The organism is Chitinivibrionales bacterium, from assembly GCA_035516255.1.
Classification (GTDB): Bacteria; Fibrobacterota; Chitinivibrionia; order Chitinivibrionales; family FEN-1185; genus FEN-1185.
Window position 1 is genome coordinate 70,255 of sequence record DATJAL010000040.1, and the last position, 16,668, is coordinate 86,922.

General features: G+C 55.2%; 17 protein-coding genes. 15 read left to right on the forward strand and 2 right to left on the reverse strand.

From position 1 onward, the window contains the following. The first annotated feature begins 52 nt into the window (after positions 1 to 52). The 9 genes from VLX68_11670 to lptB all read left to right on the forward strand — a co-directional run bounded on the left by VLX68_11670 (position 53) and on the right by lptB (position 10,292). Positions 53 to 736, forward strand: coding sequence for a YggS family pyridoxal phosphate-dependent enzyme (locus tag VLX68_11670; protein ID HUI92896.1), 684 nt, complete (start codon positions 53 to 55; stop codon positions 734 to 736). A gap of 490 nt (positions 737 to 1,226) precedes the next feature. Further along, positions 1,227 to 1,781, forward strand: a complete 555-nt coding sequence (locus VLX68_11675; GenBank protein ID HUI92897.1) for a DivIVA domain-containing protein — start codon at positions 1,227 to 1,229, stop codon at positions 1,779 to 1,781. A gap of 3 nt (positions 1,782 to 1,784) precedes the next feature. Further along, positions 1,785 to 2,060 carry a DUF167 domain-containing protein gene (locus VLX68_11680; protein ID HUI92898.1) on the forward strand — a complete coding sequence of 92 codons (276 nt, stop codon included), beginning with the start codon at positions 1,785 to 1,787 and terminating at the stop codon, positions 2,058 to 2,060. Positions 2,061 to 2,318: 258 nt separating this feature from the next. Next, positions 2,319 to 3,143 (forward strand): purine-nucleoside phosphorylase, encoded by an 825-nt coding sequence (locus VLX68_11685; protein HUI92899.1) that lies wholly within the window; start codon positions 2,319 to 2,321, stop codon positions 3,141 to 3,143. Then, positions 3,140 to 6,400, forward strand: a complete 3,261-nt coding sequence (gene ileS / locus VLX68_11690) for an isoleucine--tRNA ligase (protein ID HUI92900.1) — start codon at positions 3,140 to 3,142, stop codon at positions 6,398 to 6,400. The genes VLX68_11685 and ileS overlap by 4 nt, the downstream gene beginning before the upstream one ends. Continuing rightward, positions 6,378 to 7,361, forward strand: coding sequence for a hypothetical protein (locus tag VLX68_11695; protein ID HUI92901.1), 984 nt, complete (start codon positions 6,378 to 6,380; stop codon positions 7,359 to 7,361). The genes ileS and VLX68_11695 overlap by 23 nt, the downstream gene beginning before the upstream one ends. Position 7,362: 1 nt before the next feature. Continuing rightward, positions 7,363 to 7,932 carry an LPS export ABC transporter periplasmic protein LptC gene (lptC, locus tag VLX68_11700; GenBank protein ID HUI92902.1) on the forward strand — a complete coding sequence of 190 codons (570 nt, stop codon included), beginning with the start codon at positions 7,363 to 7,365 and terminating at the stop codon, positions 7,930 to 7,932. Positions 7,933 to 8,409: 477 nt separating this feature from the next. After that, the gene (locus VLX68_11705; protein HUI92903.1) at positions 8,410 to 9,507 is read left to right on the forward strand and encodes an LptA/OstA family protein; all 1,098 of its coding nucleotides are present in this window, start codon (positions 8,410 to 8,412) and stop codon (positions 9,505 to 9,507) included. Further along, positions 9,504 to 10,292 carry an LPS export ABC transporter ATP-binding protein gene (gene lptB / locus VLX68_11710; GenBank protein HUI92904.1) on the forward strand — a complete coding sequence of 263 codons (789 nt, stop codon included), beginning with the start codon at positions 9,504 to 9,506 and terminating at the stop codon, positions 10,290 to 10,292. The genes VLX68_11705 and lptB overlap by 4 nt, the downstream gene beginning before the upstream one ends. 36 nt (positions 10,293 to 10,328) lie before the next feature. Here lptB and VLX68_11715 read toward each other — a convergent pair whose 3' ends face one another. Both VLX68_11715 and VLX68_11720 read right to left on the reverse strand, forming a co-directional pair. After that, positions 10,329 to 10,997 carry a GSU2403 family nucleotidyltransferase fold protein gene (locus VLX68_11715; GenBank protein HUI92905.1) on the reverse strand — a complete coding sequence of 223 codons (669 nt, stop codon included), beginning with the start codon at positions 10,995 to 10,997 and terminating at the stop codon, positions 10,329 to 10,331. Beyond that, the gene (locus VLX68_11720; protein HUI92906.1) at positions 10,981 to 11,295 is read right to left on the reverse strand and encodes a hypothetical protein; all 315 of its coding nucleotides are present in this window, start codon (positions 11,293 to 11,295) and stop codon (positions 10,981 to 10,983) included. The genes VLX68_11715 and VLX68_11720 overlap by 17 nt, the downstream gene beginning before the upstream one ends. A 417-nt stretch (positions 11,296 to 11,712) precedes the next feature. Between VLX68_11720 and rpoN the strand changes: the two genes are divergently transcribed. From rpoN to VLX68_11750, 6 genes are read left to right on the forward strand one after another with little or no spacing between them, the layout of a single operon-like run. Beyond that, positions 11,713 to 13,134 carry an RNA polymerase factor sigma-54 gene (gene rpoN, locus VLX68_11725; protein ID HUI92907.1) on the forward strand — a complete coding sequence of 474 codons (1,422 nt, stop codon included), beginning with the start codon at positions 11,713 to 11,715 and terminating at the stop codon, positions 13,132 to 13,134. Then, the gene (gene lipA, locus VLX68_11730) at positions 13,127 to 14,011 is read left to right on the forward strand and encodes a lipoyl synthase (protein ID HUI92908.1); all 885 of its coding nucleotides are present in this window, start codon (positions 13,127 to 13,129) and stop codon (positions 14,009 to 14,011) included. The genes rpoN and lipA overlap by 8 nt, the downstream gene beginning before the upstream one ends. A 36-nt stretch (positions 14,012 to 14,047) precedes the next feature. Further along, positions 14,048 to 14,371, forward strand: coding sequence for a ribosome-associated translation inhibitor RaiA (gene raiA / locus VLX68_11735; GenBank protein HUI92909.1), 324 nt, complete (start codon positions 14,048 to 14,050; stop codon positions 14,369 to 14,371). Next, on the forward strand, positions 14,372 to 15,379 hold the full coding sequence (hprK, locus tag VLX68_11740) for an HPr(Ser) kinase/phosphatase (protein ID HUI92910.1): 1,008 nt from the start codon (positions 14,372 to 14,374) through the stop codon (positions 15,377 to 15,379). 40 nt (positions 15,380 to 15,419) lie between these two features. Further along, positions 15,420 to 16,370 (forward strand): MlaD family protein, encoded by a 951-nt coding sequence (locus VLX68_11745; GenBank protein ID HUI92911.1) that lies wholly within the window; start codon positions 15,420 to 15,422, stop codon positions 16,368 to 16,370. Then, the gene (locus VLX68_11750; protein HUI92912.1) at positions 16,367 to 16,630 is read left to right on the forward strand and encodes an HPr family phosphocarrier protein; all 264 of its coding nucleotides are present in this window, start codon (positions 16,367 to 16,369) and stop codon (positions 16,628 to 16,630) included. The genes VLX68_11745 and VLX68_11750 overlap by 4 nt, the downstream gene beginning before the upstream one ends. The last annotated feature ends 38 nt before the right edge of the window (positions 16,631 to 16,668 follow it).

A 16,668-nucleotide genomic window follows, 5' to 3' on the forward strand; every position in this document is an offset into this window, starting at 1 on the left:
ATTTATCCCATAAAATTAAAAAGTGTAATCAACAATGGTGGAAATCAGAATCGTGGATACGTCCCTATTTCTTTCCCGATATAAATCCCTTCAGGACCGCATCGCCGCCGCCTGCGCCAGATCCAACCGCTCGCCTTCAGACGTGCGCGTTATCGTTGTCACCAAGACCCATCCCATCGAAACCATCCAGACCGTCATCGACAGAGGCATCCATGACATCGGCGAAAACCGGGTCCAGGAAATCGAGCAGAAGATGCCGCAGTTGAAAGGTGCGTTCGAGATGCACCTGGTGGGCCATCTGCAATCAAATAAAGTCAACAAGGCGGTTCCCCTGGTGCAATGGATCCAGTCGATCGACAGCATCCGGCTCGCGGAAAAGGCCGGCGCCTGCGCCGAGGGCCTGCAGAAAAGAATAAAAGCGCTCGTGCAGGTGAAAACATCGGAAGAGGAAACAAAATCCGGATGCGCGCCCGGGGAATGTTTTGCCGTTGCCGAAAGCGTTGCGAAAAATCCCGGCCTGGAGTTCTGCGGCCTCATGACCATCGGCCCGCTCGGCGCTTCGGAATCCAACACCAGAAAATCGTTCGCCGCGCTGCGGGCCTGCGCGGAGCAATGCCGGCACCTTGCTTCACGTGTCGAGCTTTCAATGGGCATGAGCGCGGATTTCGAGTGGGCCATTGAAGAGGGCGCGACGATGATAAGGATCGGGACGCTGCTGCTTGGAGAAAGAAAATAAAATTCTTGAATAGGTTCTGGGCGTTCCCCTCGCCTTCGTTAAGACTCAGGCTCGGGTCGGCCCTCCTTCCGGTACCGACATACTTGACACAAAAGAAGAATGCCGCCGCGTTAAGTGGACCGAGGGGCGAGCAAGAGCGAATTGTCACTTCGTTCCCGAGTGTAAGGTAGTTGCGCTTCGCGCAGTCAATTGTATCATTTGCATTTTGCCGGCCGACCCCGCCGCAAGGCATAGGGCGGTCCGGCAACGAGGCCGACAGGCCGAGCCCTGAGGGAGACCGACCCCGCCGCAGCGGGGAAACGCCCAGCACTATTTTTTGCATCTGCATTGAAAGGGAAACGTTTATTGGTGTCCCCACCAAATGATTAAATACTGGATATTTCACGATATATTTTCTTAACTGTAGCTCCGGTCTTGTCACGAGTCGAGCCGCAAGGGTACAATAAAGAAGGAATAAGCGGGACGGCATTTTTTAACTCAGGAGACGTGCATGAGACTCACTCCTCTTGACATCAGAAAACAGCCCTTCAGAAAGACCCTGTGGGGGTTCGATTCCGACGAGGTGAACAGCTTTCTCGAGATGGTGGCCAGCGAGTTCGAGACGATCATCAAGCAGGACAACGAGCTGCAGACGCAGGTGAAGAACCTCGAGCAGAACCTGGAACATTACGTGACGATTGAAAAGACCCTCAACGACACCATGCTGTCGGCCCAGCGCACCACCGACGAGGCGCGGCTCAACGCCCAGAAGGAGGCCGAGCTCATCCTCAAGGACGCGCAGATCCGCGCCGGCCGCTATGAAGACGAATCGCGGCGCCGCGTGCACGACCTGGAGAGCGAGATCGTGTCCCTCAAGACCCAGCGCGACAGTTTCCTCGCCCGGTTCCGCGCCATGCTCAAGACGCAGCTCGAACTGCTCAATGTCATCAGCGGCGACCTCAAGGCCGGCCAGCATGCCGAAACAAAGTCCGGCGAGGCCATGGAAGACGATACCCTGGAGGAAATCCCTCCGCAATCCAACGTCGCCTCCTCGATGGATTTATAGGCAATGCCCGGTTCATGCATTGTTGCGGTCCGTCTCAAGCCAAACGCGAAACAGCAAAAGATTACGGCTGCCGAAGACGGCAGCCTGCTTGCATGGGTAAACGCGCCGCCGGTTGAGGGGAAAGCAAATGCCGCGCTGATGGAATTGCTTTCCGAGACACTTGATGTTCCGAAGACCTGTCTGTCAATTAAAAGAGGGATGACTTCGAAAAACAAGGTGGTGGAAATTTTTGGGATGGCAAAGGAAGAAGTAAACAGCAAAATAAAAATGATTGACTAATCGCTGACCGCTGACCGGTGATCGCTGTTTTGTTCAACTTTTCAACTTCCAAGCTTCTGAATTCCTCAACTTTTATCTCACCAGCATGAGCGCCTTCACCCGGCTTTCCCGCTCGTCAATCCCAAATGAATGCGATGCCTTGGCTATCCAAGCGTTAGTTAAGCCACAGAACCCCTGTAAAAATCCCCTTCCATCGATTATTTTACTCTACCTAAAGGTCAAGGCTCGTCCAGCATCATTCAACGGGAGGATTCCGTAATGTCCAAGACAACCTACGACATGATCATCGAGGCAAAAACGATTATTGAAAAAAAGACGAAAATCGCGCCCGACTACGGCATCATCCTGGGCACGGGCCTGGGCAAGCTCGTGGATTCGATCACGATCGAGAACGTAATCCCCTACGAGACCATTCCGCATTTTCCCGTGTCGACCATTGAGACGCACGCGGGCAAGCTCATCATGGGCACGCTCGGCGGAAAGAAGGTGATGGCCATGCAGGGCAGGTTCCACTATTACGAGGGATACGCCATGAACCAGATCGTGTTCCCGGTGCGCGTGATGAAATTCATGGGCGTGCGCACCCTTGTCGTGTCCAACGCGGCGGGCGGCATCAACCCGCTGTTCCCGCCCGGCACCATCATGGCGATCACCGACCACATCAACCTGCTCGGCGCCAACCCGCTCATCGGCCCCAACGACGACCGCATCGGCCCGCGCTTCCCGGACATGAGCGAGCCGTACTCGAACGAACTGCTCGCGCTCGTGCGGAAAGTCGCGCTTGACAATAAGGTCCCGCTTGCCAGCGGGGTGTACGCCTCAATGTCCGGGCCATGCCTTGAGACAAAAGCGGAATATCGTATGCTTAAAATTCTGGGCGCCGACGCCATCGGCATGAGCACGGTTCCCGAGGTCATCGCGGCCGTGTCGTGCGGTATCAAAGTGCTGGGCCTGTCGGTGATCACCGACGCGTGCCTGCCCGACTGCCTCGAGCCGGCCGACATCAAGAAGATCATCGCCGTTGCCAACACGGCCGAGCCCAAGCTCGTCATGCTCATCGAGAAGGTGCTGCAGGCATTATGACAAACAGGAAATTCGATCCGGTCAATGCCAAGGTAAGCTTTCCCGAAGTGGAGTCGGCCGTCCTTTCGTTCTGGAACAAGAACAAGGCGTTCGCAAAGAGCCTTGAGGCGACAAAAGGGAGAAACCCGTTTGTATTTTTCGACGGTCCGCCGTTTGCCACGGGCCTGCCGCATTACGGCCATTTACTTGCAGGAACGCTCAAGGACATCGTCCCGCGCTACTGGACCATGCGCGGCCGGTATGTCGAGCGGCGCTTCGGCTGGGACTGCCACGGCCTGCCGGTCGAAAACGAGGTGGAAAAGGCGTACGCCATCAGCAAGCACAACATCGAGGACGAGTGGGGCATCGGCGTGTTCAACGAGATATGCCGGTCTATCGTGCTGCGGTACACGTCGGAATGGCGCGCCGTGGTGGAGCGCATGGGCAGATGGGTGGATTTCGAGAACCAGTACCGCACCATGGACCCGCCGTACATGGAGAGCATCTGGTGGGTGTTTTCGGAGATCTGGAAAAAAGGGCTCATCTACCAGGGGTTCAGGGTGCAGCCGTACTGCCCGCGCTGTGCCACGCCGCTGTCGAACTTCGAAATGAACGAGGGGTACAAGGACGTTCAGAGCCCGTCGATCACCGTGTATTTCCCCCTTGTCAACGATCCGTCGACCAAGCTGCTGGTGTGGACCACCACGCCGTGGACCCTGCCCTCCAACGTCGCGTGCGCCGTGGGGCCGGAAATCTCCTATGTCAAGGTACAGGACGGCGATTCGCGGTACATCATCGCGAAGGACCGCATCGGCGCCTATTACAAGGACCCCTCGCAGTACAAGGTGCTCGAAGAGCTGACGGGCAAACAGCTCCAAGGCCTGCGCTACGCGCCCCTGTTCGATTACTTCGCGAAAACATCCGAGAAATTCTTCCAGGTCACCTGCGCCGATTTCGTTTCCACCGAGGACGGCACCGGCATCGTGCATATCGCGCCCGCGTTCGGCGAAGACGACTTTGTCGTGGGCCAGAAGCTGGGACTGCCCGTCGTGTGCCCGGTTGACGAAGAGGGAAAGTTCACGGCCGAGGTGCCCGACTACGCGGGCAGGCTCGTGTTCGACGCGGACGGCGACATCATGAAACGCATCAAGGCCATGGGCAGGCTCATCCACCGCGGCACGCTCGAGCACCGGTACCCGCACTGCTACCGCTGCGATTCGGCGCTCATCTACAAGGCCATCACCACGTGGTTCATGAAGATAGAGCCGCTCAAGAAAAACATGCTTGACAACAACCAGACCATTCACTGGGTGCCTGGCCATTTACAGAACGGAAGGTTCGGCAAGGGCATCGAGAGCGCGCCGGACTGGAACATCTCGCGCAACCGGTACTGGGGAACGCCCATTCCGGTGTGGCTGTGCGAATGCGGGCACCGGGAATGCGTGGGAAGCCTTGAGCAGTTGCACAAGCTTGCCGGCAAGGGTGACGCGAAGGCAGGGTCAGAGCTCCATGCTGAAATTGCGGCAAAAGTTCAGAAACAGGTGGAATCGAAATGGGATTCAATAAATGCGGGAAAGAAAGCCAGCGGAAACGGGCAGGTGAATTTTGCCGCGATCCCGAAAGACGATCTGCACCGTCACATCATTGACGAATTTTCGCTGCAATGTCCCAAATGCAAAAAGCCGATGAAGCGAACGTCCGAAGTATTGGACTGCTGGTTTGAATCAGGCTCCATGCCCTATGCGCAAAGTCATTATCCGTTTGAAAACGCGAAGTCATTTGACAAGAACTTTCCGGCCGACTTCATCGCCGAGGGCCTTGACCAGACGCGCGGATGGTTCTACACGCTTACTGTTCTGTCAAGCGCGCTCTTCGGAAAAACCGCGTTCAGGAACGTGATCGTCAACGGCATCATCCTTTCGGAGGACGGCAAGAAGCTTTCGAAGCGGCTGAAGAACTACGCGCCGCCTGAGGAGGTGCTCTCGCGGCTCGGCGCGGACGCGCTGCGTCTGTTCCTGATCAATTCCCCCGCCGTAAAGGCAGAGGACCTGCGCTTTTCCGAAAACGGCGTTCTCGAGATGTCGCGGAGCGTGCTGCTGCCGTTCTGGAACGCCTACTCATTCTTCGTCACCTACGCCAACGTTGACGGATGGCAACCTCCGCAGAAAATCGCCCTTTCAAGTCGAAACGAGCTCGACCGCTGGATCGTGTCGCTGCTCTGCAGCGTCATATCTTCCGTCAACAAGGAGATGGAGGAGTACAACCTGTACAAGGTGGTGCCGCTGCTCGTTGATTTCATCGACAACCTCACCAACTGGTACATCAGGCGCTCGCGCCGCAGGTTCTGGAAAAGCGAGAACGATTTCGACAAGAATGCGGCGTATACGACGTTGTACTGGTTGCTCGTGGAGTTCTCAAAGGTGATGGCGCCGTTCCTGCCGTTCCTCACCGAGGCTATTTACCGGAACCTTGCCGGCGCCGCCGCAAGCGTGCACTGCGCGCAATACCCGGAAAGCAATCCTGTGCTTCTTGACGAGGCGCTCGACGAGAAAATGCTCCTGGCGCGGTCGATTGTCACCATGGGCCGCGCGCTGCGCAGCCGTTACAACCTCAAAATCCGCCAACCGTTGTCCGAGCTCACCGTGATCATCCGCAACGAGGCAAAGCGCGGCCTCATGCAGGACATGGCGGCGCTCATCAAGGACGAGCTCAATGTCAAGAACGTGCGGTTCGATGCCGATGAAGGCTCGGTGGTGTCGCTTTCCGCAAAAGCGAATTTCAAGCGGCTCGGCAAGGTGCTCGGTCCAAAAATGAAAGAAGCGGCAAAAATAATCGAGACCTTTACCGCCGCCGACATCCATGGCCTTGAAAAAGGGGAAAAGCGCGGCGTGTTCGGCCACCAGCTTGTTCTCGACGACATCGAGGTGCGGCGCACCAAGCACGAGGGCGTCGAGGTTGAAACGGAAGGCGAGATCACCGTGGCGCTCAACACCGAGATCACGCCCGAGCTGTGCGAGGAATGCCTGGCCCGCGAATTCGTCAACCGCGTGCAGACCGTGCGCAAGAACGCGGGCCTCAACGTGACCGACCGCATACAAATCAGGTGTGCGTGTCCCGATCAGCTCAAAAGCGCGGTGAACCGTTTCAGGGATTACGTGTGCAGCGAGACCCTGGGCTCGGCGCTCGAGTGGGAGCTTGACAAAAGCAAGGCCTCGGAAAGTTTTGAGATCGATGAATTCAAGGGTGAGATCCAGATTGCCGTGGTCAAGGGCCGATAACAACGGAACGGGTATCGTTATCAACGGTTTTCTCAAAAAATTCAAAAACGACGCCATCTACACGGTCGTGCTCGTCGTCGCGGCCGTGTGGCGTTTTATTCCAAGGAGGATCGGGCTCGCCCTGTTCGGATTTCTGGGGCGGCTTTTTTACCTGCTGCCCACAAAAGACCGGCAATGGTGCAGAGAGCATCTGGCAGCGGTTTTCAAGGACTCGCGTTCCGAAAAGGAAATCGGCGCGCTGGCGCGCAGCGTGTACGCGAACATCGGCAAAAACCTGTTCGATGCGCTGTATCTGTCGCGCAAAAGCAAGGAACAACTTGACAAATATGTAAAAAGCGACGACCTGTCGCCGGTGTGGGAGGCTTACACCCGGAAAAAAGGCGTGCTCACCATCACGGCGCACACCGGCTGCTTCGAGATGCTGCTGCATTATTTCGCGGCCCAGGGCTTCGCGTGCTTCGCCATCGGCAGGGAGTTGTATGACCGGCGCATCGACGACCTCATCCGGCAGCAGCGGTCGGGCGAAAACATCGTGTACCTTCACCGGACCGAAAACCTACGGCGCTTCCTCAAGCTGCTGGGCGAGGGCCGTCTGTTCGGCGTGCTCATCGACCAGGACACGAACGTGGACGGCGTGTTCGCGCATTTTCTCGGAAGGCTCGCCTACACGCCGAGCGGCACGGTCAAGCTCGCCATGCGCTATTCGCTGCCCGTGTTCGTAATCACCACGGCGCGCGACGCGGACGGAATGCACCGGATATTCGTGCGCAAAATCGCCATGAAATCGGGCGGGGAGTTTGCCGCCGATCTGGTGCAAAACATCGAACAGGTCAACGCGGCGATCGGCGAAACGATCCTCGCGTATCCTGCGCAGTGGGTGTGGATGCACCGGCGGTGGAACCGCAGGCCCGCCGACAAAGGGTACGAGAATGTTCCGAATATCGAAACGGTGATGAAATGATATGACGCAGCAGTCGCGAATTGTCCTCCTTTTCACGCTTTCATTGCTCATGGGGTGCGCCCAGAAAAATGAAACCGTGCCTGTTTCCAACGCCGTGATCGACCGTCCGTTTCAGGAAATCGACTCGTCAACAATGTATTATTACAACGCGGGCAGACTCCAGTGGAAGCTCGACTCGAAGCACATGAAGAAATTCATAGCCGACACCGGGCACATTCTGGCAAACCCGGTGAAGCTCAACGTGTTCGATTCCCTTGGCAAAGTGTCCTCGATCGTGCTTTCGGATTCAGGCTACACCGATGCCGCCATGAAAAATTTCTGCGTGTGGGGCAACGTGTTCGTGCGCGCGCAGAACGGTGTGAAGGTCACGTCGAAAAGGCTTTACTGGAATCTCGTCACCCACCGGATCACGTCGGCGGACACGGTCTATCTCAAGACGCCCAAGGGCGATCAACTCCAGGGCAGGGGGTTCGACGCGATGGAGGATTTTTCAATGTGGACGTTCCAGCACGAGGTTCAGGGCAGGTTCGTGAATTTCAAGGAGCGGGTGGACAAAGGAGATATGTTTTGAATAAAAATATTTTTCCATGGGGGGAAGTATCCCCCTCGCTCGAGCCTCCTCGGCCTCTTCGGCCTGCGGGGTCTCTCGCTACCCCCTCCTGGGTGCGGCCGGGTACCGCCAGTTGCAAGATTCATTCTGCCGCTGGGCGCACCCGCGGAGAATAGCTGTAAAGAAATATTTTTTGCTCGATTGGCGCCACGGGAGTATCTTTACACAAGAGAAGGGCGCCGCCGCGTTAGGGGCGACGGAGGGTGAGCTGGAGCGAATTGCCGGTCGACCCCTCGCCGAAGGCGACTCGGGCGATCCGGTAACGAGGCCAAAAGGCCGAGCCCGGAGGAGAACCGACCCCGCGAAGCGGGGGAACGCACAGATTTGTAAAGTTTTATTGAATGAAGGGCGGTATCCGAAAGAAATAGTATGAAAAAATCAGGTATAATAATTCTTATAATACTAACTGCAATTTTTGCAAAATCAACTGATCTGATTTTGAAATCCGCCAATTCCGACGTCAACACCATGTCCAAGGACGGCGACATCATATCCGTGCTCACCGGCAATGTGGTGTTTTTATATGACGACGCCACGATCAAATCCGACTACGCGAAATGGTGGAAGAGCAAGGGAACGGTGTCGTTTTCCAGCAAGGTGCAGATCCTCCGAACCAGCCAGAAGCTCACGTCCGACCACATGGACTACGACAAGAACAAGAAATGGCTCGTGGCCGACGGCAACGTTTACTTCTACGACACCAAGGAGCGGGTGAAGCTCACGGGCGACCATGGCAACTATTACCTCGATAAAAAATTTCTTGTCGTGGAGGGCCGGCCCCGTTTCATATTTTTCGATACAACGGCGCATGACACCCTCGACATCACGGGCAAGAAAATGACCTACGACGATTCGCTTAAAAAGGCATCGGTGTACGACGACGTCATTGTGAGAAAGGGAAAGCTGTTCACCCGCTCCAACCAGGCATTCTACTACCCCGATTCGGGAAGCGCGCAGTTGCGCATGGCGCCGGACATCGCGTTCGAGACCGACTCGCTCAGGGGCGATTCGGTCGACCTGGCGTTCACGAAAAAGCACCTGAAGCAGGTGAACGTGAAGGGCAACGGCCACGGGCTTTATAAAGATTTCGGCGCGTCCGACACCACGCTCACGCACCTTCTGGGCGACAGCATCTCGATGTTCCTCACGGACTCGGGCAAAATCGACTCCCTGTGGGCCTTCGGCAGCGTTAAAAGCAAATATTTCCCGGTGAAAAACCCGACGGTCACCAACGAGGCATACGGCAAGCAGATGACCGTGTCGTTCAACAGCCGCGGCGAAATCTCGCGCGTCAAGGTGTGGGGAAACGCCCGGAGCATCTACAACGTCGAGGAAAAGGAAGGCAGGGGGAAAAACGAGGCGAGCGGCGACAGCATAACGGTCTCGTTTGCAAAAGGCAAGGCCACGCACGTGAAGCTGTCCGGAAGCGTGCGCGGGTTTTACGCGCCCCTGCCGGCCCCGTCTGCGCCCAAAGACACCGGCATCCAGGAAAAACAAAAGCCAAAATTACCTCCTGTAAAGGAAGAACACAAGTGACTACCGAACAAGCAGCAGCAACTCCCGGCCCGGCGCCGGCGACCGCCGCCCCCTCCGCGGCCAGGGAAATCCGCACCGAGGACCTGGTGAAGATCTACAGCAAGCGCCGCGTGGTGGACGGGGTGTCCATCACCGTGCACCAGGGCGAGATCGTGGGCCTTCTGGGCCCCAACGGCGCGGGCAAAACCACCACCTTCTATATGATCGTAGGCATGATCCGCGCCAACCAGGGAAGGATATTCCTTGACAACCACGAAATCTCGAAAAAACCCATGTACAAGCGCGCGCGCATGGGCATCGGCTACCTGTCGCAGGAACCGTCCATTTTCCGCAAACTTTCGGCGGGTGACAACCTCATGGCCATCCTTGAATCGCAGCGCCTGGGCATCAAGCAGCGCCGGGAGCGGATGCGGCAACTCCTGAATGAGCTCCATGTGGCGCACCTGGAAAAAAGCCTCGGTTACCAGCTTTCGGGCGGCGAGCGCCGCCGCGTCGAGATCGCGCGCGCGCTCGCCAACAGGCCCGATTTCATCCTGCTCGACGAGCCGTTCGCCGGCATCGACCCCATTGCCGTGGAAGACATCCAGAGCATCGTGCATGAACTAAGGAGCAAGAACTACGGCATATTGATCACCGACCACAATGTGCGCGAGACCCTGCGCATCACCGACCGCGCCTATATCATCTCCGAGGGAAAAATCCTCATTTCCGGGACGTCAAAGGAACTGGCCGAAAACCCGGAGGCGAGGAGGATTTATTTGGGGCAGAAGTTCAAGCTGGATTGAAATTGATTTTGAGTGATTCAGTTATGTAAATGATTTTTATTGGGGCAATACGATATCGGTTGCTTTGAGTGCCTCAACGATTTTTTTCTGCCAGCCTTTAGGCATTTCCCCGATAATCTGATGTAATCTCTTGATGTGATGCTCTTTGCCTTTGAAAAACAGGAACATGCCTTTTGCGGTAGCTATGTCTTTTTCCCGTTTTTCCGGTTTTAGCCTGCGCTGACTGACAATGAGTTTATGTAATGCAAATGCTTCCGGTTCTGGAATTCTGAGCGTGAGGTCCTTGTACTGGACAATCATAGAATAGGCGAGCGGAATGCCCATGAAATGGAGCTCCTGAGCGACAATATTAAGGTCTTTGATAGGATAGTGCGTCTCATCAGGCTTGGCACCTGCGTCGGTAAGAAATTCAAAGGTCAGTTCCCGATGGATGAATTTAGCAAATCCGGTATTGCTGCGCGTCTTGATAACAAAGCCACGTTTGCTAAAAAGCTCGTGAAGATTTACGGGATGCTCAAGTTTAAGCCGTCGTGGAACCAAGATGTCCGCATCCATGGTACGTGTTACCGGTATCTCGAATGAGTTCTCGAATTGGTGCCGATAAAACTCCTGACACCAACTTCCAACGAGCACGACATGCTTAAGCACATCTGCATCCTGCAAGTCTTTTAGGATGACATAGAGAATTTCAAGTTTTGCGTCCACGGAGCGCCCTTCGCACTTCTTTAATGTCCTTTTTTATTCCCTTGAGCAGCTTTTCATATTCCCGACGTTTTTTTACCGAGTCAAGGACTCTGCGAGAGGCTTCGCTGTCGAGATGGCCGACATAGCGGTACTTGATTTTATTGCCGACGCGCCGGGCAAGATAAAGGTAGTCCTTGCGGCCAACATGTTTGATCTGCGGCGAGCCTTTTTCCTCTTTGGCAATAGTGATTTCATAAGCGGCTTTTGCTTCGTTCAGCCGCTTTCTTTCTTCTTTTATTACATGAAAAACGCTTCCCATGGTGGTATACCTAACAGTAGTATAAATATATATTGATTGTTAGGTATAAAGAATATAATAATAATTTTAAAATGTTAAATACAATACCTAACATCATTGCTAATACTTAATATTTGTTAGGTATAGCCATCGCGGAAGCCTTGAACGTTGTATACAATATTACCAAAACATCAACATGAAATTTATTATGACCATCTGGTTGAGGTAAGGTAGTCCACGAATTTCGGGTTACCCTACAGATAGTAAAAACATCTTAGTTCGTAAGGTAGCGGGCGCTTTGTCCCAACTTGTAAAAAGCCCTTCTTCCTATCAATAAAAATTCCTTCTAGAATATTTTTTTTCCCTTTTTCCTAATGTACTTTATATTATACCTCTCATGGCACGATATTTGATCCATTCAAATCAGGAACCATGTAAATGAATCTCGGTCTTGACCTTTCCATGAAGCTGCAGCAGAAGCTGTCATTCCAGATGATACAGTCATTGAAGCTTCTGCAGGTGAACACGCTGCAACTCGAGCAGCTGCTGAAGACAGAGCTCGAAATGAATCCCGTGCTTGAAGAATCCGATGAACCGGAAACCGAAGAAGAGGCGCCTGAAAAGGACGAAGCTGGAGATGAAAAAGAAGACGATCCGGAGCTTGAGGTAAATGAAGACAAGGTGGATTGGGAGGAATACCTCGAGGAGGGATTTGACATCGGCGGCAGGATGAGCGAGGAGACCGACCCCAACAAGGAGCACTTTGAACCGCAACCGGTGCATCAGGTCACGCTCGACGAGCACCTCACCGCGCAACTCAACGATAAAAATGTCGAAGAAAAACAAAAACTGCTGGTAAAATTCCTCATCAGCAGCCTGGAGCCGGACGGGTATCTCCGGCTTCCCCTCAAGGACATCGCCGATTATCTCGGCATCACCGAAATCGCGGTCGAGGAGGCGCTCAAGGTGGTCTGGACCATGGAGCCGGCCGGCATCGGCGCGCGCAATCTCCAGGAATGTCTCAGGCTCCAGCTCGCCCGTAAGCATCGGGAGAATTCGCTCGCCATGCGCATCATCACCGAGGCGTGGGATTTGTTCGAGAAGCTCAAGCTTCCCGAAATCGCGCGGCAGGTGGGCGTTGACGTACGCGAAGTGCAGGCGGCGGCCGACGAGATAAAGACCCTTCATCCAAGGCCGGGCTCGCTGGTCACCGGCGAAATCCCGTCAACCATCGTTCCCGATCTCATTGTCGAAAAAGTGGACGGCCAATTCGAGGTGTATCTCAACGACCGCTCGGTGCCCATGGTCCACATCAACCGCTCGTACATGCAGCTCATCAAGCGCGGCGGGCCGGCGAAAAAGGAAGTGAAGAACTACATCCGCGAAAAGCTCAACAGCGCCGCCTGGCTCGTGCGCTCCATTGAGCAGCGCCGCACCACCATGCTCAAGGTGATGTCGGCCATCGTGGAACGCCAGATGACCTTTTTTGAAAAAGGTCCGCCCAACCTCAACCCGCTCAAACTGCAGGACATCGCCACCATGGTGGGCATGCACATCTCCACGGTGAGCCGCGTCACGAGCAATAAATACGTCCAGACCCCGCACGGTATATTCGAGCTCAAGTATTTCTTCACCGAATCCATGGGACAGGACCTCGAGGGCGGGGACGTTTCGGCTGAAAAAATCAGAAACCGCATCCGCGAGCTCATTGAGACCGAGAACACCAAGAAACCGCTTTCGGACCAGAAACTGTCCGACATCCTGGCGCGCGAAGGATTTACCGTGGCGCGCCGCACCGTTGCAAAATACCGGGAGCAGCAGAAGCTCCTTCCGGCGCGCATGAGGCAGAAATATGACTGACCCTCAGAGCGCCGCGCAGCGGCGGCTTCCTTCCTGGCTCAAACGTCCTTTGGTCCCGACAGCAACTTACCGGCGGCTGGAGCAGTCATTGACAGACGCGCATCTTAACACCGTGTGCAGCGAGGCAAAATGCCCCAACCGGGCCGAATGCTTTTCCCGGGGCACGGCTACCTTCCTCATTCTGGGCAGCGTTTGCACCCGCAGCTGCGGATTTTGCGGCATCACGCACGGCGCGCCGCAGCCTGTTGACAAAGACGAACCGCGCCGCGTGGCCGAAGCGGTGAGGCGCATGGCCGTGTCCCATGCCGTGATCACGTCGGTGACGCGGGACGATCTGCCCGACGGCGGAGCGTGCCAGTTCGCCGCGGTGATTCGGTTGCTCAAACGGGAAATGCCAGCCATCACCATTGAAGTGCTGGTGCCTGATTTTCACGGAAACGACGCATCGCTTTGCACGGTACTGGACGAAGGCCCCCATGTTTTCAACCACAACATCGAGACCGTTCCGCGTCTTTATCCGATGGTGCGGCCGCAGGCAAATTATTCGCGGTCGTTGGAAATGCTTGCAAAAGCGGCGCGAAATGAGGTACAATTAAATGTCAAATCAGGAGTTATGGTGGGGCTCGGCGAAACGCGGAAGGAGGTCTTTTCCACGTTGGATGACCTGCGTCGCACCGGTTGCGCCATGGTGACCATCGGCCAGTATTTGCGTCCGTCAAAGGATCAGGTGCCGGTGCAAGAATTCGTCACGCCGGAGCAATTTGATGAATATCGAAACCACGGACTGTCACTCGGCTTTACAGAAGTAAGTGCCGGGCCGTTCGTAAGGAGTTCATACCGGGCGGAAGAAATGGTAAAGGAAAAAATGAAGCGTTGATGGTGAAGAAAAAAACCCAACAGGAGGATAATAGGAATGGAAATTCAGATTACTTCGCGGCATGAAAAAGCATCGCAGAGCCTTCAGGATACCATAACCGCCGAAATGGAAGGCCTGCAAAAGTACTACGACCGCATCTCCTCGTGCCATGTGATTCTCGACAAGGAGCGCGGAAAGGAAATCATGGAAATCGTGATACACATGGCGGGCCACACCGTTGCCGCCGTGGCAAAAGCCGAAAATCTCGGCAAGGCCATGGACGCCGCCATCATTAAAATTGAGCGCCAGCTAAAAAAAATCAACGAGAAAATAAAAAGCCATAAGGGAAAAGGCAATAACAGGGGACGGCAGAAGGATTGAATGGGCATTGATCTAAAAGCAACCACGCCGTTGAAGAATGCGCCGCGTCATTACCTGGAAGATACCGTTTTGGCGGTAAAACGTTTTTATGACGATGTGCGGCGCGAGTGCGGTCTCAAGCCGGCGTTTGTGCCTTTCCCTGACGCGCCCATTACATCGGGTGCAGTGTGGCGTCCCGGACTAGCCTTTTCGGGATTCACAAAAGGATTTCCGCGCCATTGTGTTCAGCTGATCGGCGAATCCGAATGGGCTTATCTTAAAAGCCTTTCGCCGCGGCAACGGTGCGAGGCCTTCGATGTTGTGCTGCGTTCCAGGGTTCCCGCCGTCGTGTTTGGCGACGGCACCAGGCCCGATCCCGAAATGGTAAGGCTCGGCCGAAAGCGGCGGATTGCCTTGTTTGCCACTGAATGCCCGGCCGAAACTTTTCACGGGATTGCCGAAGCGTACCTTCGCGACAGCCGGGCGCAAAGGACCTCGGTGCACGGAACACTGGTGAGCGTTCACGGGGTCGGGCTTTTATACGTGGGAAAAAGCGGCCTGGGCAAGAGCGAGTGCGCGCTTGATCTCCTTTGTAAAGGAAGTCTGCTCATCTCCGACGACGTGGTCCACATCGTGCGGCGGGGCGGCACCCTTATCGGCGAATGCAACGAGCTTCTGGGCCACCACATGGAGATCCGCGGCATAGGAATCGTGAACATCAGGGAGCTGTGCGGACTGCGGTCGGTGCGCCAGAGCGGCCGCATCGACGCCCAGGTCGAGCTGGTGGAATGGAACCAAAACGAATATTTCGACCGGACCGGCCTTGACGAAAAAACCGTCACCATTTTGGGCGTGCCGGTCCCGCTATATCGGATCCCGGTATCGCCGGGAAAGAACATGTCGGCGATTTCGGAGGTGCTGGCGCTTCATATCTTGTCGCGTCGGCATGGAAAAAGTACTATAAAAGAGTTTGACAAAAAATTAATTTCTCATATGAGGAAAAAGGCTTCCGGCGTCGGCCGGGCTTGATTCTTATCGGATGTAAAGGGCGTTTCGAAAGGATGTCGGCGTGAAAAAAGGTAACATGGAATTCATTGTCGGCGGGTTCATCCTGATCGCGCTGTTCATCCTGATCGCCGGCGTTTTGTGGCTTAAAAGCAGCACCATTGCGCGTTCAATGGTAGAATACACGGTGATGTTCCCCGACGTGGGAATGCTTTCCGAAGGAGACCCGGTCAAGGTAAACGGTGTGTCAAAGGGCGTTACCAAGACCATAAAACTTCGCGGTTCTAAAGTGGAGGTCGTAATCAAACTTGACCGCGACATCGCGCTCACCGATTCGGCCACCATCACCATCCAGAACATCGGGCTCATGGGCGAGCGCATGATTTCGATCCGGCTGTCCGACCGGGGCGCGCCGATCAAGCCCAGCGGCAAGGGTCGTACCACCGTGCTCAGCGGTACCTTTGACAGCGGCATCGCCGAGGCAATGGGGATGCTGGGCACCGTGCTCACCGACGTGCGCAGGCTTGTCGCGAACGTCGCGTCGATCGTGGACAGCACCGTTGGCGATACCGCCTTTTTCCATGCCTTTGACCGCATCGTGGGAAGGCTCGACACCGTGACGCGGCTCGCACAATCGCTGGTAAAAGACAACAAGGGCAAAATAGACAAAAGTCTCAACAATGTGAAGGCTGTCACCGCCGATATCAAGGAACTGCTCGATTCGAACAAGGTACAGCTCAATACCATCGTTTCCAACGGCACACAGCTCACCCAGCGTGCGCTCGCCATAGCGGGCACCGTGGACACCATCACCGTTTCGCTGCAGACCATGGTGAAGCGCATCGAAAAAGGCGAGGGCTCGGTGGGCATGCTGCTTGCCGACGAACAGTTTTACAAAGACCTTAAAAAGTCGGTGGGCGACCTTGATTCGCTTCTTAACGAGGTGCAGCAGGACGGGCTCAAGCTCAGGCTCAAGCTCGGGTTTAAGAAGGAGAATAAAAAAAAGGCTCCATGATCCAGCGCGAAGTGACCATCACAAACCCTCTTGGAATCCATGCACGCCCGGCCTCGCTCATTGTCCAGACCTCCGCAGCCTACGATGCCGACGTCTGGCTGGTGAAAGACGGAACCACGGCGAATGCTAAAAGTATTTTGAGCGTCATGATGCTTGCGGCGGCCTGCAACAAGAAAATCACGGTCCGCGCAAACGGTAGAGACGAGGAAAAGGCGGTCGAGGCAATAACAAAATTGTTTGAAGCGAACTTCAACGAGTAACTTCCAAGTTTTATCTTGGGGACCTTCCTGATTCCAGC